Annotated in this window: 19 protein-coding genes; 9 read left to right on the top strand and 10 right to left on the bottom strand. The window is 71.5% G+C overall.

Going from position 1 to position 19869, the window contains the following annotated elements; genetic code table 11:
* Positions 1–730: 730 nt before the first annotated feature.
* The 5 genes from WME76_RS42410 (at position 731) to WME76_RS42430 (ending at position 4842) form a co-directional block, all read left to right on the top strand.
* The gene (locus tag WME76_RS42410) at positions 731–1330 is read left to right on the top strand and encodes a response regulator (RefSeq protein ID WP_437957847.1); all 600 of its coding nucleotides are present in this window, start codon (positions 731–733) and stop codon (positions 1328–1330) included.
* A gap of 46 nt (positions 1331–1376) precedes the next feature.
* Complete coding sequence (locus tag WME76_RS42415) at positions 1377–2099, top strand: sensor histidine kinase (protein WP_437957848.1); 723 nt, start codon at positions 1377–1379, stop codon at positions 2097–2099.
* Between the two features lie 25 nt (positions 2100–2124).
* Positions 2125–3642 (top strand): sensor histidine kinase, encoded by a 1518-nt coding sequence (locus tag WME76_RS42420; protein WP_437957849.1) that lies wholly within the window; start codon positions 2125–2127, stop codon positions 3640–3642.
* A gap of 14 nt (positions 3643–3656) precedes the next feature.
* A complete protein-coding gene (locus WME76_RS42425) occupies positions 3657–4391 on the top strand; it encodes a response regulator (protein WP_437957850.1) in 735 nt (244 codons plus the stop codon).
* 94 nt (positions 4392–4485) lie between these two features.
* A complete protein-coding gene (locus tag WME76_RS42430) occupies positions 4486–4842 on the top strand; it encodes a response regulator (protein ID WP_437957851.1) in 357 nt (118 codons plus the stop codon).
* A gap of 33 nt (positions 4843–4875) precedes the next feature.
* Here the strand turns inward: WME76_RS42430 and WME76_RS42435 are convergent, their stop codons facing one another.
* The 3 genes from WME76_RS42435 to WME76_RS42445 all read right to left on the bottom strand — a co-directional run bounded on the left by WME76_RS42435 (position 4876) and on the right by WME76_RS42445 (position 7569).
* Positions 4876–6000: an acyl-CoA dehydrogenase family protein gene (locus WME76_RS42435; protein ID WP_437957852.1), complete on the bottom strand. Its 1125-nt coding sequence runs from the start codon at positions 5998–6000 to the stop codon at positions 4876–4878.
* Between the two features lie 25 nt (positions 6001–6025).
* On the bottom strand, positions 6026–6526 hold the full coding sequence (locus WME76_RS42440; RefSeq protein ID WP_437957853.1) for a hypothetical protein: 501 nt from the start codon (positions 6524–6526) through the stop codon (positions 6026–6028).
* Between the two features lie 188 nt (positions 6527–6714).
* Positions 6715–7569 (bottom strand): aspartyl/asparaginyl beta-hydroxylase domain-containing protein, encoded by an 855-nt coding sequence (locus tag WME76_RS42445; RefSeq protein ID WP_437957854.1) that lies wholly within the window; start codon positions 7567–7569, stop codon positions 6715–6717.
* Between the two features lie 422 nt (positions 7570–7991).
* On the opposite strand from WME76_RS42445, the gene WME76_RS42450 reads away from it, so the two are divergent.
* Genes WME76_RS42450 through mtnA form a run of 4 tightly spaced genes read left to right on the top strand, consistent with a single transcriptional unit; the run spans position 7992 to position 11029 of the window.
* Positions 7992–8618, top strand: a complete 627-nt coding sequence (locus WME76_RS42450; RefSeq protein ID WP_437957855.1) for a methylthioribulose 1-phosphate dehydratase — start codon at positions 7992–7994, stop codon at positions 8616–8618.
* Positions 8615–9160 (top strand): 1,2-dihydroxy-3-keto-5-methylthiopentene dioxygenase, encoded by a 546-nt coding sequence (locus tag WME76_RS42455; protein WP_437957856.1) that lies wholly within the window; start codon positions 8615–8617, stop codon positions 9158–9160. The genes WME76_RS42450 and WME76_RS42455 overlap by 4 nt, the downstream gene beginning before the upstream one ends.
* The gene (mtnC, locus tag WME76_RS42460) at positions 9157–9885 is read left to right on the top strand and encodes an acireductone synthase (RefSeq protein ID WP_437957857.1); all 729 of its coding nucleotides are present in this window, start codon (positions 9157–9159) and stop codon (positions 9883–9885) included. Before WME76_RS42455 ends, mtnC begins: the two co-directional genes overlap by 4 nt.
* Positions 9886–9922: 37 nt before the next feature.
* On the top strand, positions 9923–11029 hold the full coding sequence (mtnA, locus tag WME76_RS42465; protein WP_437957858.1) for an S-methyl-5-thioribose-1-phosphate isomerase: 1107 nt from the start codon (positions 9923–9925) through the stop codon (positions 11027–11029).
* A gap of 20 nt (positions 11030–11049) precedes the next feature.
* On the opposite strand, the gene WME76_RS42470 is transcribed toward mtnA, so the two are convergent.
* The 7 genes from WME76_RS42470 to WME76_RS42500 form a co-directional block, all read right to left on the bottom strand.
* Entirely contained in the window at positions 11050–12201 is a 1152-nt protein-coding gene (locus tag WME76_RS42470) for a methionine aminotransferase (RefSeq protein WP_437957859.1), read from the bottom strand.
* 53 nt (positions 12202–12254) lie between these two features.
* Entirely contained in the window at positions 12255–13091 is an 837-nt protein-coding gene (locus tag WME76_RS42475) for a nicotianamine synthase family protein (RefSeq protein WP_437957860.1), read from the bottom strand.
* Positions 13092–13104: 13 nt separating this feature from the next.
* Positions 13105–13917: a phytanoyl-CoA dioxygenase family protein gene (locus tag WME76_RS42480; protein ID WP_437957861.1), complete on the bottom strand. Its 813-nt coding sequence runs from the start codon at positions 13915–13917 to the stop codon at positions 13105–13107.
* A 449-nt stretch (positions 13918–14366) separates the two neighbouring features.
* A complete protein-coding gene (asnB, locus tag WME76_RS42485) occupies positions 14367–16172 on the bottom strand; it encodes an asparagine synthase (glutamine-hydrolyzing) (RefSeq protein ID WP_437957862.1) in 1806 nt (601 codons plus the stop codon).
* Between the two features lie 49 nt (positions 16173–16221).
* Complete coding sequence (locus WME76_RS42490; RefSeq protein WP_437957863.1) at positions 16222–17586, bottom strand: MATE family efflux transporter; 1365 nt, start codon at positions 17584–17586, stop codon at positions 16222–16224.
* Between the two features lie 14 nt (positions 17587–17600).
* Positions 17601–18389, bottom strand: coding sequence for a methyltransferase (locus WME76_RS42495; protein ID WP_437957864.1), 789 nt, complete (start codon positions 18387–18389; stop codon positions 17601–17603).
* 3 nt (positions 18390–18392) lie between these two features.
* Positions 18393–19841 (bottom strand): DUF3526 domain-containing protein, encoded by a 1449-nt coding sequence (locus WME76_RS42500; RefSeq protein WP_437957865.1) that lies wholly within the window; start codon positions 19839–19841, stop codon positions 18393–18395.
* Positions 19842–19869: the final 28 nt, after the last annotated feature.

Below are 19869 nucleotides of genomic sequence, written 5' to 3' on the forward strand. Positions count from 1 at the left end.
GCCAGGGCGCGTTGCGCTCCGACAAGCCGGTGTACCGGACTCGACAGGAGCGACACCCACAGGCCGACTCCCACAGTCGACGACACCCAGGCGCGGAAGCGCCGGGCCACAGGGCCGCCGGGGCCGCGCCCGTCGGGCGCGTGTCTTTCGGATCTGCAACTGGAGGCATCGTGTGTTCACCGCCATCCACTACGGTCCTTGCAGGGTTGCAATCCGCGCGCGGCGCAGGACGAAGCGCTTATCGTCCACGTGACCCGAATGTTTCAAATCCGTGAACACAAACAGGACCAGGACGCCAGAACCGGCGAGGCCGCGCACGGTGACGAACGCGCGACAACATCAGGAATCGCTTTACCGGGATAGGGTGAATGGTGTAGATTCTTGATCTGTCCGCGCCGCTGCTTGACGATGGCACGGTTCGATTCGAGAGCATGAGGTCGCGGCGCGGCTCCACCGCAAGGACGGCTCGGGCGAGCGCACAAGGCATGACGCGACGCCTCCCGCCGCCGATCGCCTGGGCAGCGGCTCGATCCACGCGCTTCGCACGGATCCCGCACGAAGAGACAAGAGGGCTGAGGCATCCCGCTCGAGTTCTCCGGAGGATTCACAGGGCGGCGGGGAGGCGGGGAGGGAAATCTTCAAGATACTCCCTGTCTCCCCGCCTCCCTGTTCGATTCTTCGCTGAAAACGGCTGTAAAATGAGGGGATACCCCAGGACAAGAGGAGCAACGTGAGCCTGTATGCCCAGGAGAGGCTGCGCGTGCTCGTCGTCGACGACGAGCAGAGGATGCTGGACAGCATCGCGGCCATCCTCTCCGACGACGTCGATGTCACCACCTGCAGATCGGCCCATCGGGCGCTGGAGATGGTGCAGACAGGCCAGTTCCACGTCGTCTGCTCCGACTACAAGATGCCTGGGATGAACGGCGAAGAGCTCCTGACGCGGGTCGCCGAGCTGCCGGTCTACACGAGCTGCCTGCTGATCACGGGCGCCGAGGAGTACATCCGCTCCAGCGAGGGGGGCCGCCACTACGTCATCCTCAAGCCGTTCGAGCCCGCCCGGATCACCCGGATCGTCCTGGAGCTCGCGCGCCTCGCCCACACGAGGCGCGCGGTCGGCTCCCACGCGATCTCCCCGGGGCGGGAGACCGTCCCGCCCGCCTCGGCGAAGATCGCGCTGTCCGGCAGGGCGCCGGAGACCCGGGATCCGCAGGATCCTTCGCACCGCGGGCGGGTGAGCTCGTACCCGCCGCCGGCCTCCCGCACATCGAGCACCCTGGGCGCAACGCGGCTCGGCGACGTCGGGCTCCCGGGCCGAACCCTCAAGTGATGGCCGGGCAAGGCGGGGGGCGCGCCGAGGAGGGGGATCGCCCGCGATGATCCGCCGGGATCCGCTCGGCGCGGCGGAGCAGGCCGCGACGGCCGAGGAGATCGTGGCCACGCTGCGCCACGACCTGCGCAACTGCTTCGGGACGATCCGCAATGCGGCGTATTTCATCCAGCGGAAGGTCTCCCGGGAGCAGGTCTGTCGGGACGACCCGCGCGTCGCGCAGTTCATCCACGTCATCGACGAGGAGGTGATCGCGGCGAGCGCGCTGGTCGACGACGTCATCGGCTCGCGGGCGCGCCCGCTGCGCCGGACGGTGAGCGCGAGCGCCCTCGACTGCATCCGCACGGCGGCGGCGTGCGCGCGCATCGCCGGGGCGGGGATCCGCGTCGACATGGACGCGGCGGACGGCGTGGTCGAGCTCGACCCGGACGAGCTGTCGCTGGCGGTGCGGTGCCTCGTGGAGAACGCGGCGGAGGCGATGGACGGGGGCGGCGTGGTGACGCTGCGCGGGAGCGTGGTCGGCGCCCGCTACCGCATCGAGGTCGGCGACACCGGGGCGGGCGTGCCCGAGGCGGAGCTCGAGGCGATCACGCGCCCGTTCTACACGACAAAGCCAGGCCACCTCGGCCTCGGGCTCAACATCGCCGGACGCGTGGCGCGGCGGTATTTCGGGACGCTCACCCTCGGCAGCGGCGCGCCGCGCGGGACGCGGACCTGCATCGAGCTGCCCCTGGCCGGCGCGCCGGGCGCCGCGGGGCCGACGCCGTGACCGCGGGCGCGGGCGGGCCGCCGCGATGAGCATCCGGACCGGGCTCGCGCTGATCTTCGCCGTGGCCGCGTCGGTCGTGCTGCTCGCCACCCTGGCGCTCCACGTCACCTCCGGCCGGATGACGCTGCTCCAGCGGCGCTCCGAGCTCGCGTACGAGGACCTCACCCGGCACGTCACGCTCGCCAACCACGCGAGCCGCTACATGCGCGAGGCCGCGGAGATCTCCCTCGGCGGCGGGGACACCGAGGAGCTGCGCCACCTCGGCGGGCTCGTCGCGCGGGACCTGGCGACGGTGGAGGCGCTGGGCCGGGCCCGGATCGACGACGAGCGCCTCCGCGAGGGCGAGGACGCGGCGCAGCAGGCGAAGGACGAGCGCCTGCGCCGGATGCGCGTGAGCTTCGCGAGGATCGCCGGGGACATGGACGAGGTGACCCGGCTGGCGAGCGCCGGGGAGCGGCGCGCCAACCGGCGGTTCGTGGAGGCGCCCGAGCGGGAGTACGAGCGCGGGTTCGTTCCCCAGATCGACGCGGCCATCGCCGACGCGCGGCGCGGCGTCGCGCGCAGCACCGAGGAGGCGGGCCGCGCCGGCGCGCAGATCCGGCGCGCGGGCGTCGCCCTGATGGCGGCGGCGCTGGTGATCCTCGTCGTGCTCCTCGGCGGCCTGCTGCGCACCATGGCGCGCGGGTTCAGCGCGCTCACCGGGTGCGCGCGGCGCATCGCCGCGGGCGACCTGACGTCCACGGTGCCCGACCTCGGGAAGCACGAGTTCGGGCGCATGGGCGCGGCGCTCCGCCACATGGCCGAGGGCCTGCGCGAGGCCCAGGAGTCCCGGCTGCGCGTCGAGCGGCTCGCCGCGATCGGGCAGCTCGCGGCGAGCGTCGGCCACGAGCTGCGGAACCCGCTCGGCGCCGTCAGGAACGCGGCGTACTACCTCGGGAAGCGCCTTGCCGGCACCGAGCTCGGCGCGGAGCCGCGCGTCGCGCAGTTCCTCGCGCTCATGGAGAAGGAGCTGCTTGCGTGCACCAGGATCATCAACGATCTCCTGGACTTCGCCCGCGAGCGCCGGCTCTGCCGCTCGGCGTGCCCGCTCGGGCCGCTGGTCGACGACGCGATCTCGGTCGTGCAGGCGCCCGCGCACGTGCGCCTCCAGAACGAGGTGCCGCCCGGGCTGCCGGTGCCGAGCCTCGACAAGGATCAGTTCCGTCAGGTGCTCGTGAACCTGATCCAGAACGCGGTCGAGGCGATCCCGGCCGGGCGCGAGGGGCGCGTGGGCGTCGCGGCGCGCGCGTGCGACGGGGAGGTGATCGTCTCGGTGACCGACGACGGGGCCGGGATCGACAGGGAGCACCTCGCGAAGATCTTCGAGCCGCTCTTCAGCACGAAGCTGAAGGGCACGGGCCTCGGGCTCGCCATCACCGCCGGCATCGTCCGGCTGCACGGCGGGACGATCGCGGTGGAGAGCGAGCCCGGGGCGGGGACGACCTTCACGATCCGGCTGCCGCGCGCCGCGGCGCCGGCGACGGGGGCCCCGCAGCCAGCGTGAGAGGCGGGACGACGATGCGATCGACCAGGCGGGTGCTCGTGGTGGACGACGAGGAGGGGATGCGCGCCACGCTCGCCGCGAACCTCGAGCTCGAAGGGTACGAGGTCGTCGAGGCGCGCGACGGGGCGCACGCCCTCGAGCTCGCGCGGCAGCAGCGCTTCGCGCTCGTCCTCAGCGACGTGAAGATGCCCGGCCTCAACGGCGTCGAGACGTTCCGGGAGCTCCGGCGCATCCAGCCGGGGCTCACGGTGGTGCTGATGACCGCCTTCGCGATCGAGAAGCTCATCGAGGAGGGCATCGGCGAGGGCGTCTACGCGGTCATCTACAAGCCGTTCTCGATGGAGCACCTCGCGCGGATCGTCGCGCGGGCGCTGGAGTCGCGCCCCGTGCTCGTGGTGGACGACCTGCCCGACGTCGCGGAGACGATCGTGGCCGGGCTGCGGGCGGCCGGGCTGCGCGCCGAGGCGGTGTACGACGGGTACGCGGCCGTCCAGCGCGCCCGGGACGAGGCGGTCGACGTGTGCGTGCTCGACCTCGTGATGCCGGCGCTCGACGGCGTGACGACGTGCGAGCTGCTCCGGCGCACGAGCGCGCAGATCCGGGTGATCGCGATGACCGGGCGCGCGCCGCCGGAGATGATCCACGCCTTCACGAGCCGCGGCGGGTACGCCTGCCTGCACGAGCCGTTCGAGGTGCGCGAGCTGATGCACGCGATCGCGCGCGCCCGGAGCGATCCCCGGTCGTGCTGAGGGCCGCGCGACATCGCGCCGCGCGGCGGCGGAGGGCCGGGGGCGAGGCCTCGCGGCCGCGGGCGCGCCGGCCGGGGCGGCGCCGGAGGGCGGCGTGAGCGCGGCGGTGCTGCTCGTGGACGACGACGAGGCGTCGCGGGTCGTGCTCGCGGCGCTGCTCGAGGACGAGGGGTTCCAGGTCGACGTGGCCGGCTCGTTCAGCGAGGCGGGCCGGATGCTCGCGGCGGAGGGCGCGCGGTACGACCTCGCGCTGCTCGACCAGCACCTCGGCGACGGCCGCGGCGCCGACCTGATCGGGCCGCTGCGCGCGCGCCTGCCGCGCGCCAGGGCGGTGCTGCTCAGCGGGACCGGCGGCCATGACCTCGGCGGCGCGCGCGCGCCGGACGCGGCGCTCTCGAAGGGGCTCGCCTTCCCGGAGTTGCTCGAGGAGCTCCGGAAGCTGCTCGGCTGAGCGCGCGCGGGCAGGCAGCCAGGCGCGCGCGGGCTACTGCTCGGGGGTGCCGACGCCGAGCAGGGCCTTGCCCACGATCTCGCGGATCACGGGGCCGGACAGGGCCATGAGCGGGCCGCTCATCGCGTCGCGCAGGTGGCGCTCGATCGGGCGGCTGCGCATGTAGCCGGCGCCGCCGGCGATCTCCAGGGCCGCGGTGGTGATCGCGACGGCGGCCTCGTTGGCGACCGCCTTGGCCTGGAGCTGGAGGAGGCCGTAGGACGGATCGCCGCCGTCCGCGGCCTCGGCGGTGCGCATGGCCAGGGCGCGCGCAGCCTCGAGGCGCAGGCTCATGTCGGCCACGGCGAACTGCACCCACTGCAGCTCGGCGATGGGCCGGTCGCCCGGCGGGAGCACGCGCTCGCGGGCGTAGGCCACGGCCGCCGCCATGGCGGCCTCGGCGATGCCGATGGAGAGCCACGCCGCGGCGACGGGGATGGGGTTGGGCGCCAGCGGATCGACGGCGAGGCGCCGCGCGTCGGGCAGGAGCGTGTCCTGGAAGCGCACGATCTGGCTGCGCGTGGCGCGCATGCCGAGGGTGTCCCAGATGGGCTCGATGGAGATCGAGTCGTCCCTGTCGATGAGGAAGAACGCGGGCTGCCCGTCGCAGACCGCGGCCGTGAAGAAGCAGTCGGCGTGCTCGCACCCGCTCACGAAGCGCTTCTCGCCCGTCAGGCGATGGCCGCGCTCGGCCTTGCGGGCGACCTGGCGCGGCACGAGGAACATGTTGCCGCTGGTGGGCTCGGAGAGCGCGTTGGCGACCCACGCGCCGCGGCGGAGCGCCTGCTCGAAGCGGGATCGCTCGTCCGGGTCGATCAGGGCGCGGAACACGGACATGGCGCCCTGGTGCATGAGCCACGCCGTCGCGAACGACGCGTCGCCCCGGGCGAGGATGGCGACGATGCGGCCGAAGGTGAGCCACGAGCACGGCGCGCCGGCGCCGCCCTCGGCGCCGAGCGCCGCCGTGTTGATCGGCGAGCGGATCGTGGCCGCGAGCCCCTCGACGGGGAAGGTGCCTTCGCGATCGTGCCGGGCCGCGTGCTCGGCGAGCAGCGCCGAGATCCGCTCGGCCTCGGCGAGCAGCGCGTCGGCCTGGCTCGGTTCCTTCTCTCGATTCATCGGCTCGCTCCTCGGGGGTGCAGGGCTACCGCCCGTCGCGCGGGTCGCGCACGTCGCGCGGGTCGGGCGTGCTCGCGGGCGCGCCGCTCTCCACGCAATCGCAGACCTGGCAGCCGTTCTTGTCGGTCACACAGCGGCTGTCCTTGCCGAGGCACAGCGGGCGATACTCGGTCGGGCAGGTCTCCTTTGCGCCCGAGAGGTTCGGCGTGGGGGACGCGGAGGACACCGACTGGCAAGGCGAGAATCCGTAGTTGCAGGCGTGGCCGCACCCGAGGGCGCCGCCCGCGGCCAGCGCGACGAGCGCGGCGAGCAGCACGAGCAGCATGTCGGAGCGGACGGCGCGCGCCGTGACGCTGCGCTGCGCGGGCGCCGGCTTGACGCGGCCCTCGCCGGGCGCCGCGGCGCCGCGAGGGCTCACGGCGTCGGCGCGCCGTTCCCGCGCTCGGCGGGGCGCCGGGCGCGCGTCGGCGCCGCCCGGAGAGAGGTCTTCCAGCGCGCGTGTCTGTGCGTGCGTGATGTCAAGCATGATGGCCCCGTCAACTCCAAGCGTGGGGGCCCTCGGGAGCCCGCAAACTTCGATGCTATGGAGGTCCGGCGCCGCTGGCAAGCAGGCGTATCTTTCCGCTCGGGGCGCGCTGGACCCGCCTGAGTCGATGTGCGCTTGCGGATGTGGGTGGACCTGGGGCCGCGGGCAGGACGCCGGGAGCCCGGGTATCACGCGAGGGCGGGCTGATAAAACGGATGTCCGGGCACGTTGAGGTTCAGGAAGGTGACCTTCTCCTTCAACCAGTGATCTCGCCGAGCGGCGTCGCCGCGCCCCTCGAAGTAGCGCGCGAGGAGGTCGTAGCTCGACAGGGAGCCCAGATCATGGCTGTGGAACACCTTCCGGAACAGGTCCTCTGCGGCGTCCTCTGGCCCGCTGCTCATCAGCGCGTCGGCGTCGCGGCAGAGCTCCGCGAAGCGCTCCTCCGAGAGCCGGGGCTTGTCCCGCACCGCGTCGGGCTGGAGGAGCTCCCGGGCGATGAGCTCTTCCAGGTGATCGTTCATGTAGCAGTCGAGGATCAGGTGGATACGCTCCTCGGAGCCACGGTTGCAGGCGCCGTGGCGCGTCTCGTGAGGGGACAGCTTCCAGAGAAAACCGCTCTTCATGTGGACCGAGCGCGACGGCAGGACGATGAGCGCGTCCGGGTTGGTCTTCAGGGGAACGTGGAGCCGGAGCCTGGGAACGCGGCTCAGGTTGTGCGCCCCGTAGTCGGTGTGCTCCCACAGGAACGCGTTCGGATCGAGCCGGAGCAGCCTGACCCACATCAGCTTGAGGCCTGATCCCTCGATGAAGTCGCGGACCCGCGGCATCCGCGGGACGACCTCGGTGGGGATGGGCGCGCAGTCCGCGAGATCGTTCTCCCGCGAGTCTCCGCTCGCGTTGTAGAGCGCGGCGGTCTTCCACCCGCCGGACTGATACCGCGAGTAGTTCTCGGTCCACGGGATGTCGGCGCGCGCGACGTCGTCGAGCATGCCGTCGACGACGTCGCGGGGGATCGCTCTGAGCTGGGACGTGTACTTCAGCATGAGGCCTCCATTCGGCGGAGCACGGCAGCGGAGACACGCGGGCGAGTCACCCCATCAACGCTGCTGCCTGGCCGCCGCGCGCGGCGCCGGGCTTGATCCCGGCCGCGCCCCCTTGGTACTACTACGGTATCTTGGTTGCAATAAAACGTGCGCCTGTGCCACCATGTCCGTGAGGGGACCGACCTGGCTGGTCCACGACGAGCGCCGCGGCGGCGCCGCGGCGGCCCGCGAGCGCGCGCTCCTGCTCAAGTACACGCACGCGATCGCGCGCTGAGGCGGCGCCGGAGCCGTGATCGCGCGTCGCCGTAACCAGGGTGGTCGCCGCGCCGCGGGCATCAAATGCAAATAAGTTGCATCATCGAGGAGCCCGTTGTAGATGGCGGCCCAGGAGAGGACAGGTGAGCATGTCGGCAGCTTCTCCCATGGCAGCTTCCACGGCCTCGTCCACCCTGGCCGAGGCCGCGCGGGAGCTCGTGGAGGTGGGGTGCTTCTTGAGCCTGCGCGGCTTCGTGCCGGCCACGAGCGGCAATTTCTCGCGCCGGCTCGACGCGCGCACCGCGGCTGTCACGCGCTCCGGCGTGGACAAGGGCGAGCTGACCGAGGCCGATATCCAGGTGGCGGACATCCATGCGTTGCCGCCGCCGGGCGCGTCGGCGGAGGCGCCGCTGCACCTCCACCTTTACCGCGAGCGCCCCGAGGTGGGCGCCGTGCTGCACACCCATTCGGTCGTCAGCGCGCTCCTGTCGTCGCTGCGCGAGGCGGAGGGCGCGATCGCGCTGCGCGGCCTCGAACTGCTCAAGGCGCTGGGCGACACGCGCACCCACGATGCGACCGTCGTGATCCCCGTCTTTCCCAACGACCAGGACGTTCCGCGGCTCGCCGCGCGCGTGTCGGCGGAGCTGGCCCGCCGCCCGGAGGCGGTGGGCTACCTCATCGCGGGTCACGGGCTCTACGCCTGGGGCCGATCCGTGCGCGAGGCGCGCCGCCACACGGTGGCGCTGGAACACCTGCTCACCTGCGAGCTCGAGAAGATGAGGCTCTGTCGATGAGTCACCTGACCATCTATCCTGAGGACCAGCCGGACCGGCCGTCGGGTGTTTACACCGAACTCGACGACATCCGCCGCGAGCTCGGCGCCGTCGGCGTCCGCTTCGAGCGCGTCGATGCCTCCATCCCGCTGTCGGACGGCGCCGGCCAGGAGGAGGTGCTCGCCGCCTACCGCCACGTGGTGGAGGCCGAGCGCGCGGCGCACGGCTACGAGATCGTGGACGTGGTGCGCATGAGGCCGGACGCGCCGAACGCGGAGCAGGCGCGGAAGAAGTTCCTGTCCGAGCACACCCACACAGAGGACGAGTCCCGCATCCTGGTGGAGGGCAGCGGCTGCTTCTACCTGCGCGCCGGGCGGCGGGTGCTCCAGATCGTGTGCACGCGCGGCGATCTCCTCAGCGTGCCCGCCGAGATGCGGCACTGGTTCGACATGGGACCTCAACCCCTGTTCGCGGCCATCCGCTTCTTCGAGCGCCCGGACGGCTGGGTGGGTAATTTCACGGGGAGCGACATCGCGGACCGGTTCCCCAGGTACGCGCCGTGAGCGCGGTGCGCGCGGTCGTCACCGACATCGAGGGGACGACGAGCTCCATCGCCTTCGTGAAGGAGGTGCTCTTTCCCTTCGCCCGCCAGCGCCTCCCGGCCTTCGTGGCGTCGCGCCGGGACGACGCGGCGGTGCGCTGGTATCTTGACGAGGCGCGGGCGCTCGCCGGCGAGGTGGCGCCGGGGGACGAGGGCACCGTGGCGCTCTTGCTGCGCTGGATCGACGAGGACCGCAAGGCGACGCCGCTCAAGGCGCTGCAGGGGCTCGTCTGGGCCGAGGGCTACGCGCGGGGCGAGCTCACAGGCCACGTCCACGCGGACGCGGCGGCGGCCTTGCGGGCCTGGCACGCGCGCGGGCTCCGTCTGTACATCTATTCGTCCGGCTCGATCGCCGCGCAGAAGCTGCTGTTTGGCCACACGGCCCACGGCGACCTGACACCGCTGTTCTCCGGTTACTTCGACACGACGACCGGCCCGAAGGTGGAGCCTGGGTCGTACTCCATCATCGCCCGGGCGCTCGACCTGCCGCCCGCGGACATCCTCTTCCTGTCGGACAGCGTGGCCGAGCTCTGCGCGGCCCGCGACGCCGGGCTGCGCACCGCGTGCCTCGACCGCGGCAAGGTGCCCATCGCCCCCGGGCACGGCCACCCGGTGTTCACCAGCTTTGAAGGGCTCGATCCTTCCGCTATCCCGCGCAGAGAGCGGGTCGATGGCCCAATCGCGTGAGTCAAATGGCGCACAGCACAAGCAGCGTGGATTCACCATGAAGGTCCTCGGCAAGCCCATGCGCTCCATCTGGGTCGAGGCCGACGGCTGGTCCATCGGGGTCATCGACCAGACCCGGCTGCCGCACCACTTCGCGACGGTGCGGCTGGCCACGGCGGCCGACGCCGCGCGCGCGATCCGCGGCATGCTGGTGCGCGGGGCGCCCCTCATCGGCGCCACGGCCGCCTACGGGATGTGCCTCGCGCTGCGGCAGGATGCGTCCGATGGGGCGCTGGAGCAGGCGTACGCGCTGCTCGCCGGCGCGCGCCCCACGGCGGTGAACCTGCGGTGGGCGCTCGACGAGGTGCGGCGCGCGGTGGCGCCGCTGCCGCCGCCCGAGCGCGTGGCCGCCGCTTACCGGCGCGCGGCGGCGCTGTGCGACGAGGATGTCGCTATCAACCGCGCCATCGGCGAGCACGGGCTGAAGCTCCTCCAGGAGGCCTGGGCGCGCAGAGGGCGCGAGGGGCGCGTGAACGTGCTCACCCACTGCAACGCGGGGTGGCTGGCCACCGTGGACTGGGGCACGGCGCTCTCGCCGATCTACATGGCGCACGACGCGGGCATCGCCGTGCACGTCTGGGTGGACGAGACGCGGCCGCGCAACCAGGGCGCCGGCCTCACGGCGTGGGAGCTGGGCCAGCACGGCGTGCCGCACACCGTCATCGCCGACAACGCGGGGGGCCACCTCATGCAGCATGGCCTGGTGGACCTGTGCATCGTGGGCACGGACCGCACGACGGCCCGCGGCGACGTGGCGAACAAGATCGGCACCTACCTCAAGGCGCTCGCCGCCAGAGACAACGACGTGCCCTTCTACGTGGCGCTCCCGTCACCGACCATCGACTGGACGCTTCGCGACGGCGTGCGCGAGATCCCCATCGAGGAGCGCGACCCCTCGGAGCTCTGCGACGTCGCAGGGCGGTTGCCCTCCGGCGAGCTGGCGACGGTGCGCATCACCCCGCCGGGCAGCCCGGCGGCCAACCACGCCTTCGACGTGACGCCCGCGAGGCTGGTCACGGCGCTCATCACCGAGCGCGGGGTGTGCGAGGCCTCGCCGGGAGGGCTGCTGTCGCTCTTCCCGGAGCGGGCGCGCGCGGGCGCCTGACGGACGCGGGGCGCCGCCCCTCAGACCAGGCGCAGCCGCTCCGCCGCGCGCTCGAGCGTCTCGTCCCGCTTGGCGAAGCAGAACCGCAGGACGGGCCCGGGCTCCACGCCGGAGAGGAACGGGGAGATCGGGATCGAGGCGACGCCGTGCTCGCGGATGAGGCGCAGCGCGAAATCGGCGTCTCGCTCGGTCGTGATCTCGGAGGTGTCGACGAGCTGGAAATACGTGCCCTCGCACGGCAGCGGGCGGAACCGCGAGCCCTCGATGAGCTTCAGGAACCGGTCGCGCTTCGCCTGGTAGAAGGGCGCGAGATCGGCGGCGAGCGGATCGCGCGCCACGACCTCGGCATACGCGAGCTGGATGGCCGCGTTCACCGCGAACGTCACGAACTGGTGCACTCGCTGGATCTCGGCCGAGAGCGGCTGCGGCGCCGCGCAATAGCCCACCTTCCAGCCGGTCGTGTGGTACGTCTTCCCGAACGAGCTGATGACCACGGAGCGGTCGGCCAGCTCCGGATACCGCGCGAGGCTCTCGTGCCGGCGCCCGTCGAAGAGGATGTGCTCGTACACCTCGTCGCCGACGACGAGGGCGTCGGTCCCGTCCACCACCCGCGCGAGCTCGCGCATGTCGTCGGCCGAGAGCATCGTGCCGGTCGGGTTGTGCGGCGAGTTGATGAGCAGGAGCCGGGTCCGCGGCGTGATCGCGCGCCGCACCTCGTCCCAGTCGACGCGGTACTCCGGATAGCGGAGCGTGACGAACACGGGCTTGCCGCCGTTCAGCAGCACGGCCGGCGCGTAGGAGTCGTAGCAGGGCTGGAACAGGATGACCTCGTCGCCGGGCCGGACGAACGCGGTCAGCGTGCTGAAGATGCCCTCGGTCGCGCCCGAGGTGATCGTGATCTCGGTCGCCGGGTCGTAGCGGCGGCCATAGAGCCGCTCGATCTTCGCGGAGAGCGCCTCGCGCAGGGCCAGCACGCCCTGCATGGGGGCATACTGGTTGTGGCCGGCGCGCATGTGGCGGGCCACGGTCTCGACCAGCTCCGGCGCGCAGTCGAAGTCCGGGAAGCCCTGCGACAGGTTGATGGCGCCGTGCTCGTTCGCGAGGCGCGTCATCACCGTGAAGATGCTGACGCCGGTCGACGGCAGCTTCGAGGGGATCGCAGGCGTGGTCATGGTGGGCTCCTCGGCCGGGTCCTGACGGGCCGGGACCTTAGCATGTCGCCTCTTCAGCCGGCGATCCGGTCGTGCCCGGGCCGCTCCGCGATGATCACCGAGTTGATCACCTCGTCGTGCGGATGGATCTCCAGGAGCGGCTCGAACGGCGCCATTCCCTGGATGTCGACCTCGGGGTAGAGCAGCGTGCGTAGTCGCTGCGAGCTGCGGACGAGGAGCAGCGCGCCCGGGCGCATCACCCCGTGGAGGTGGTCGAGCAGGCGGCTCTTCTCGCGCCGGTTCATGCCGACGAGCGCGGCGAGGAACACGCAGTCGAACTCCGAGAGGTCGGAGCAGGCCAGGGCGTCGGCGCAGGCGAAGCTGAGCCTGTCCGAGAGCCCGAGCCGACGCGCGAGCGAGCGGGCGTCGGCGCACGCCTCCTCGTCGACGTCGATGTTGCTGACGGGGAGGCCGAGGCGCTCCGCGAGCAGGATCGAGGTGAAGGGGAGCGGACCGGAGCCGATGAAGAGCACGCGCCGCGGCAGCTCGTCGCGCGCGCCCCGGAGGCCGGAGAGCTCGAGCCGGGTCAGCTTGTCGTAGTTCGCGGCGTACGGGAAGCTCCGGAGCTCGGCCGCAGGGTCGTCCGCGGCGGCGATGCGCCGCGCCCAGTGGCGCTCCAGCTCGTACTCGCCGCGCGAACAGACGCGCCACAGGCCCTCCCGGATCGCGCTCACGGCGGGATCTCCGAGCACCTCGTCGGCCTCGCCGCGCGAGCGGGACATGGAGATGCTCACGAGCTCGCTGAACAGGTGATTCACCCGCTGGCTCGGCTCGAGGGAGCCCAGGCTCGCGAGCTCGCTGTAGATGCGGTGAATGCGTGTCGAAAGCGAAGAGTCGATGACCGTGTTCATGTTGCCCTCCAGATCAGCAGAGCCGTTCGTCAGGATCGGTGTGCCAGGGCAGGGGTGCGGAGCTGCCCTCGTAAGCCGCCGGCAGGAGAGCGCGGAGCCGCGCTGCGGCGTCCTCGGGCCAGCCCGCCGGCACGTACGGGAGCCGCTCGTCGAGCCCCGTCCGGAGCGTGAAGCGGGCGCGGACGCGCTCGGGGAGATCGCGAGAGGACGGGATGTACCAGAGGCTCAGCGCGGTGCGCTCCGCGTCGCTGTCGTTCGCGTGCGTGGCGTGCAGGAGGCGCACGTCGACCACGACCAGATCGCCGGCCTCGACCGGGATCGAGACCTCATCGGGGTAGCTCTGGAAGACGGGCGAGCTCGGATCCCGCATGCGCTCCAGATCCGGAATGCAGGCGCCGTGCAGGGGCTCATGGAGCGGGTGGCGCCTCAGGTGGCTGCCCGGGATCACGCGGAGACAGCCGTTGTGGGGCGTCGTGTCCACGAGGTAATAGATGAGGATCAGCTCGCGCGGCTCCGGCTCGTACGCGATCGGGTGGCTCCAGGTGGTGCAGTCCTGGTGCCAGAAGGTCCGCGGCGTCCTCGGCAGCTTGTTGAAGACGATGCCGTGCAAGTAGCGCGGCTCGTCGCACCCGAGGCCGCGGAGGGCCGCGAGGGCCCGGGGATGCCCGATGAGGTCGACGAGCCCCGGCTCGCGGAGGATATCGAACAGGCTGCCGATCGCGACGTGCTTCTCCTGGTACTCCCTGGATCGCTGCGGCGCGAGGATCCCACGCGCGAGGGCGTGATAGCGGCCCACCTCGTCCTGCGCGAGGACGCCCGGGATCACGGCGTATCCCTCCGACAAAAGGCGCGCCCGCGCCGCCGTCCATGGCGGTGGTTCGGGAAGAGGGCTCGCGATCGGCTCGACCATCAAATCCATGAGGACTCCCTTCCTGAGCAACGTGCCCCTTCGAATCACGGCGCCGCGACCGACAGGCAACAGGGGGCGCGAAGCCGTGGCGCCGAGGGCGTACCGGGGCACGACGGGAGATCAGGCGCGAGCTCGTCGGGCGTGCCGTATGATCTCGAGGCCATGCGCGCCGCGCGCGAGGGCTTCGCCGCGCGGATCCGGAGGCCGCTGCGCCGCAAGCATGACGGGAGCGCCGGCGGGCTCGCCGACGCTGGCAGGCCACTTATGTGGCATGAGAAACCAAATGTCAATTGTAAATGAATTGCATTTAATACGCGCGAGCGTTGCGGCTGGGCTGTCGTTTCCCGGCACGGCGCGCCTCGGGGTCAGGGGGCCCGCGACGGCGCCAGATGCGGCGCCTGGCGCCGGAGGATGCCCTCGGCCGTGTACAGGCGGGAGAACAGGTTGCGCGTGGCCGGGTCCGGATCCTCCCAGAGCCTCCTCAGGTATCTCTGGTCGACGAGCCCGGCGCTGCTCAGCACGCAGCCCTGATCGAAGAGGATGGCAGCCCTCTCCGCGAACGGCCTCGAGAACCACATCTCCGCCGGGATGGGGAATCCCTGCTTCTTGCGCGAGGCGATGACCGGGGGGACGAGATCGGCGAGGGCCTGCTTGTAGATCCCCTTCTCGGAGCCGTCGAGCTGCTTCAGCTTGCTCTGGAAATCGAAGGCGAGGCGGACGATCTCGGTGCTCGCGAGGGGCGAGCGGGCCTCGACGCTGTGGCGCATGCTGATGAGGTCCATCTGCCGGAACTCGTAGACGACGAGCCGGCCGTGGAAGTGCAGGAGCTGCACGGCCTGCAGGCTGTCGAGCGGCCAGTCGCCGTAGAGCGAGAGGATCTGGCGGTATTTGCTGCTGGTCAGTCGCGCGGCGTCGTGGTGAGGCATGAGCTGCCCCAGATCGGTGTTCCCGGACCAGTGAAAGGCGCCGTAGTAGCGCTCGGCGAGCTCGGGGAGGGGCACGTCCGCCAGCGCCCGGCCATAGGAGTAGCCGTCGAAGATCTCGTCGGGCCCGCTCCCGGAGAAGATGACGCGCGTCTCTCGCCCGGCCTCCTCGAAGAGCCGGATCAGGCAGGGCGCCTCCTGAGACCCCAGCGGCTCGCCGGCGGTCTCGATCCACCGGTCGAGGTAAGCGCAGTAGTCGGTGTCCGACAGGGTGATCTCGGTGTGCTGCGTCGCGTACTCCCGGGCGAGCGCTCTCGAATAGGCGAACTCGTCGAAGACGCTGGTGCTCTTCGGGAGGAGCTGACCGGTCGGCCGAAATCCGATGGAGAACGTCTTCATGGGCAGGCCGGCGCGGCGGGCCGCGGCGAGGACGGCGGTGGAGTCGATGCCGCCGCTCAGCAGGAGGCCGTAGGGGACCTCGAGGTCGAACGTCCTGCGGCAGCCGTCGACCACGGCATTCCTGATCTCCTGCCGGAGCGCGGGGACGTCGGTCCTCGTCAGGTCGCCGCGCGGGATCCGGTAATAGCGCGCTGTCTCCTGGCGCTCGGGCGTCCTGGTCAGCCAGGTGCCCGACTCGAGCTTGCGGATCTGCCGGATGTGCGTGGTGCTGCCCAGGATGAAGCGGTGCGCGGTGAACTCCGCGAGGCCGTCGAGGTCCCAGTCCTTCCTGCGGTAGGGGTCCTTGACGAGCGGGTCGATCTCCGAGGCGAAGACCAGGGCGTCGTCGTCCTCCCACAGGTAAACCGTCTTCTGCCCGGTGGGGTCGCAGGCGATGAGCCCCGTCTGCGTCGCGCTGTCGAACAGGGCGAAGGCGAACATGCCCTCGAGCTCCTCCACGCAGGCGAGCCCCCAGGCCTCGTACGCCGCGAGGATGACCTCGGTGTCCGAGGCGGTCCTGAACGGGAACCGCGACAGCCGCGCGCGCAGGTCGCGGTGGTTGTAGATCTCGCCGTTGAAGACGATGGTGAGGCGCTGATCGGCCGAGGTGAGCGGCATGTCCGCGCCGGGGTTCCCGGCGTCGGTGATGCGCAGCCGGTTGCTGCCGAGGAGCGCCCAGCTCGCGCATTGCACGGCGCCCCGCGCGTCCGGCCCGCGGTGGTGCATCGCTTCGAGGAGCGACGCCATCTCGTCGTGCTGCGCGGCGCCGATGGGCCGCTTCTTGTTGAAGATGCCAGCGATCGAACACATCGAGCACTCTCCTGTCTGGAGGTGGAGGGAGCGCGGCCCGGAGCGGGCGTCAGGCGGTGACGGGCTCTCGAGAGCGCGCCGGGAACGCCACCGGCAGGAGCCTCGGGAGCGCCAGGTGGAGATAGACAGAGCGCGTCAGGCTGAACAGGAGGAAGGCCATCCAGAGCCCGTGGTTGCCCCAGCGCGTCGAGAAGACAGGCCAGGTGACGAAGAAGACCAGGGTGGCGGCGAGCAGCGAGTTGCGGACGGGGGCGGCCCGGGTCGCGCCCGTGAAGACGCACTCGAGGATCATGCTCCAGAAGATCGCGACCGGGAACAGGACCATCCAGATGAAGTAGCGGCCGGTCATCTGCGCGATCGACTCGAGCGGCGTGAACAGCCCGAGGATGGCCGGCTGCGCGACGACGCACGCGAGGCTGATGGCCAGCGCGGACAGCGAGGCCGTCCAGAACGAGAGCCGGATCGTGTCGTGAAAGCGCTCCCGGGACTGGGCACCTATCGCCTCGCCGGCGAGCATCCCCGCGGTGTTCCCGAGCCCGCCCAGCGCGCTGGAGATGACGAGCTGCATGTGCATGAGGATCGCGTTGACGGCCAGGACCTCGGGGCCGAGGAGCGCGCTCTGGCGGGTGATCCAGCCGAAGACGCCGAGCAGGCAGGTCGTGCGCACGAGGACGTCGCTGTTCACCCGCCACATGCGGGTGATGGCGTGCAGATCGACGAGGTGCTGCCACCTTAACTGGACGCCTCGCAGGTGGCCTCTGCGCCAGATCACCAGGAAGCCGACGACGACCTTCGTCACCTCGGCGAGCACGGTGGCCCAGGCGACGCCGCCCACCCCGAGGTCGAGCGCGGTGACGAAGGTGACGGTCAGGACGAGGTTGAGCAGGTCCATCCCGACATAGAGCAGCATCGCCCAGCGGACCTCGGCCATCCCGATGAGCCAGCCCGCGACCACGTAGCCCATCAACACCGCGGGAGCCCCCCAGATGCGCGCCTCGTAGTAGGCCGCTGCGTGGGACTCGACCTGCCCGTGGGCCCCCATCAGATCGAGGCCGAGGGCCCCGAGGGGGCCCTGCAGCAGCAGAAAGACGCAGCCGACCAGGCCGGCGAAGACCATCGGGCGGAACAGCTGCAACGCGGCCTCCTGGCGGTCGTCGGCGCCGCGCGCCTGAGCCGCGAAGCCGCTCGTGCTGGTCCGGAAGAAGCCGAGGAGCCAGTAAAGGGTGTTGAATATCTGGCTGCCGACGGCGACTCCCCCCATCGTGGCCGCGTCGCCGAAGTGCCCCATGACGGCGGTGTCGGTCGCGTTCATGATCGGACCCGACAGACCGGCGAGGGTGAGGGGGAGCGCGAGCTTCCAGTACGACCCGAAGCTCAAGGCCTCCTGGCGTGACCGCGTGCGGTGCTGGGACATCGATCAAACCCTCGTCACAGCGCGAAGGAGAGGAGGTGTGTCAGGATCTTGTCGTAGGGAGCGGGCCAGGTCTTCCGCTTCAGGAGCTCGGGCTTGAAGCCGCGGCGCAGCGCGTGCGCCGTGATGCCCTGGAGGTCGCTGGCGTTCGAGAGCACGGTGACGACCCTGCCCCCCGGCGCGAGCAGCGCTCGAGAGGCGATCTCGTCGAAGAAGCTCACCATGATCGCGGAGCCCGAGAAGTTCACCCGCGTGAGATCGGGATCGTCGGAGCGCAGCGGGTTCGCGGGCGGGTTGAAGAGGATCACGTCGGCGCGCCTCCCGGGCGGCAGCGCGGAGAAGAGGTCCGAGACAAGGAAGTGGTGCCTTCCGGGGTCGCGCGCGCCCGTGTGCCGCTCGAAGCTCGCGAGGCTCGACGCGACGCTCGCTTCATGGATGTCCATCGCGTGGATCTCGCGGGCGCCGCGCTGCCGCGCGAGGACGGGCTCGACGCCCGCCCCGCACCCCATCACGATGACCGAGGCGCCCTGCGTCTCGACGAGCCCCTCGTGGAGGGCGTCGAAGATCACCTCGCTCGTCCCGCCGGGCACGAGGACGCCGGACGGGACGGCGAACTCGAGCCCGCGGTAGACGTAATCGCCTCCCAGGACCTTGGTGCCCCGGTTGACCTGCTCGATCTCCTCGGCGGAGAGCATGGGCGGCAGGGAGACATAGAATCGTCGGATCGGCTCGGCGAGCGCGGCGACCTCGCGAGGGTCCAGCGCCAGACCGTGAATGTCCTCGATCCGCGGCGTTCGGTCATCCATGGTTCACGTCTCTCTTGCTTTCTCGTCGCCGGTCATCAGCGTGTAAGGGGCGCTCGACGACCCCTGGCCGACGGCCGGCCGGGAAGAGCCCTTGATCGAGGCGCTCGCCTCTTCCAGCCACGGCGTCGCGTCCATGCGTCGGACGGCCAGCGGGAGCGCCGCGCCGAGCAGCGCGAGGACGCCGAGCAGCCCCGCGAGCCCGGAGAGGTGCACGGGTCGCGGGGCGCCGTCGAAGCGGTGGCGCGGGACGGCGTCGATGTCGAACGCGGCGAGGCCCTTGTCGTTGAAGACGAGCGGATAGAAGTACTGCTTGAGCTGCTCGTGGTAGGCGGCGATGCTGTCCCTGAAGGCGAGCTCCGTGGCCATGTCCGTGCCCGCCATCCGGTCGAGCACGAGCTCCAGCGCGAGCGGCGGCAGGACGAGGGCGGCCCGCGCCGTCCACTGCTCCCGGCGCGCGAGCGCAGCGTGGTAGTCCTCGACCTGCCGGGCGACGTGCGCGTCGCCCATCTCGTGCATGGCGTAGTACCAGGGCCAGGAGAAGCGGTCTTCCGGCACCGGGGTCCTGGCCCACTCGGGCCGGCGCGCGAAGAACGGATCGACGGTGGCGCGCTTCGGCCGGTCCCAGCCGGCGTTCATCTCCTGCCGCTGCGCGAGGGTGAGCTCGACGCCGCCGTGGGCGGGAGAGGCGGTGATGATCGCGAGGTTGACGAGCGCGGGCAGGAGGACGCACCACGCGATCCACGCGCCCACGAGCGAGATGGCGTTCCACGCGGACGAGCGGCGCAGCGAGGCCACGAGGAACACGACGACGAACCAGAGCGCGATGTACGCGAGCGACGCGAGCGCGAAGGCGCCGGCGCGCGCGTCGAGCGGGAGGCCGAGCCAGGCGACGGCGAAGGCGAGCAGCGCGAGCGTGACGGCGGAGACCAGCGCGGCGCGCAGCGCGAGCCGGAGGGCGAGCACGCGGGACAGGCGCGTCGGCTGGGAGCAGACGAGCGGCTCCGTGCCGAGATCGTCGTCGCGCGACCGGACATCGTAGCTCACGCCGATGATGAAGAGCGGGACGAGGAAGATGAGGACGAACCCGTGATCGAAGCTGCCGGAGAGCTGCTTCAGCGGATTGGCGATGTCGGTCTTGTAGAGCTGCGGCACGAGGCCGATGAAGCGCAGGTGCCGGCTGTACGGGTGCACGTCGCGCAGCCCGGTCGAGAGCGCCGTCCACGCGGTCGGCTCGTGCGCGAGCGGCATCGCGAGGTAGTAGAGGACGAGGCCGAGATCGTCCTCCGGCGCGTGCGTCTTGCGGAGGTAGCTCTCCTCCTCCCTGAGCGCTGGCTCGAGCGCCGCGATGACCTCGCGCTCGTGCGCGACCCGGGCCGCGCCGTCGACGATGGCGGCGACGCCGGCGACGAGCAGGAGGGAGGCGACGACGAGGGCTGTCCGCGCGCGGAGCATCTGGCGGAGCTCCAGGCGCGCACGCGCG

It is taken from the genome of Sorangium sp. So ce119, from assembly GCF_051524405.1.
Classification (GTDB): domain Bacteria; phylum Myxococcota_A; class Polyangia; order Polyangiales; family Polyangiaceae; genus Sorangium; species Sorangium cellulosum_G.

Bases quoted from the DNA above. Each gene is read 5' to 3' on its own strand.
- WME76_RS42415 (WP_437957848.1), top strand. From the start codon at position 1,377: ATGATCCGCCGGGATCCGCTCGGCGCGGCGGAGCAGGCCGCGACGGCC.
- WME76_RS42420 (WP_437957849.1), top strand. From the start codon at position 2,125: ATGAGCATCCGGACCGGGCTCGCGCTGATCTTCGCCGTGGCCGCGTCG.
- WME76_RS42425 (WP_437957850.1), top strand. From the start codon at position 3,657: ATGCGATCGACCAGGCGGGTGCTCGTGGTGGACGACGAGGAGGGGATG.
- WME76_RS42435 (WP_437957852.1), bottom strand. From the start codon at position 6,000: ATGAATCGAGAGAAGGAACCGAGCCAGGCCGACGCGCTGCTCGCCGAG.
- WME76_RS42440 (WP_437957853.1), bottom strand. From the start codon at position 6,526: ATGCTTGACATCACGCACGCACAGACACGCGCGCTGGAAGACCTCTCT.
- WME76_RS42445 (WP_437957854.1), bottom strand. From the start codon at position 7,569: ATGCTGAAGTACACGTCCCAGCTCAGAGCGATCCCCCGCGACGTCGTC.
- WME76_RS42450 (WP_437957855.1), top strand. From the start codon at position 7,992: ATGGCAGCTTCCACGGCCTCGTCCACCCTGGCCGAGGCCGCGCGGGAG.
- WME76_RS42455 (WP_437957856.1), top strand. From the start codon at position 8,615: ATGAGTCACCTGACCATCTATCCTGAGGACCAGCCGGACCGGCCGTCG.
- mtnA (WP_437957858.1), top strand. From the start codon at position 9,923: ATGAAGGTCCTCGGCAAGCCCATGCGCTCCATCTGGGTCGAGGCCGAC.
- WME76_RS42470 (WP_437957859.1), bottom strand. From the start codon at position 12,201: ATGACCACGCCTGCGATCCCCTCGAAGCTGCCGTCGACCGGCGTCAGC.
- WME76_RS42475 (WP_437957860.1), bottom strand. From the start codon at position 13,091: ATGAACACGGTCATCGACTCTTCGCTTTCGACACGCATTCACCGCATC.
- asnB (WP_437957862.1), bottom strand. From the start codon at position 16,172: ATGTGTTCGATCGCTGGCATCTTCAACAAGAAGCGGCCCATCGGCGCC.
- WME76_RS42490 (WP_437957863.1), bottom strand. From the start codon at position 17,586: ATGTCCCAGCACCGCACGCGGTCACGCCAGGAGGCCTTGAGCTTCGGG.
- WME76_RS42495 (WP_437957864.1), bottom strand. From the start codon at position 18,389: ATGGATGACCGAACGCCGCGGATCGAGGACATTCACGGTCTGGCGCTG.
- WME76_RS42500 (WP_437957865.1), bottom strand. From the start codon at position 19,841: ATGCTCCGCGCGCGGACAGCCCTCGTCGTCGCCTCCCTCCTGCTCGTC.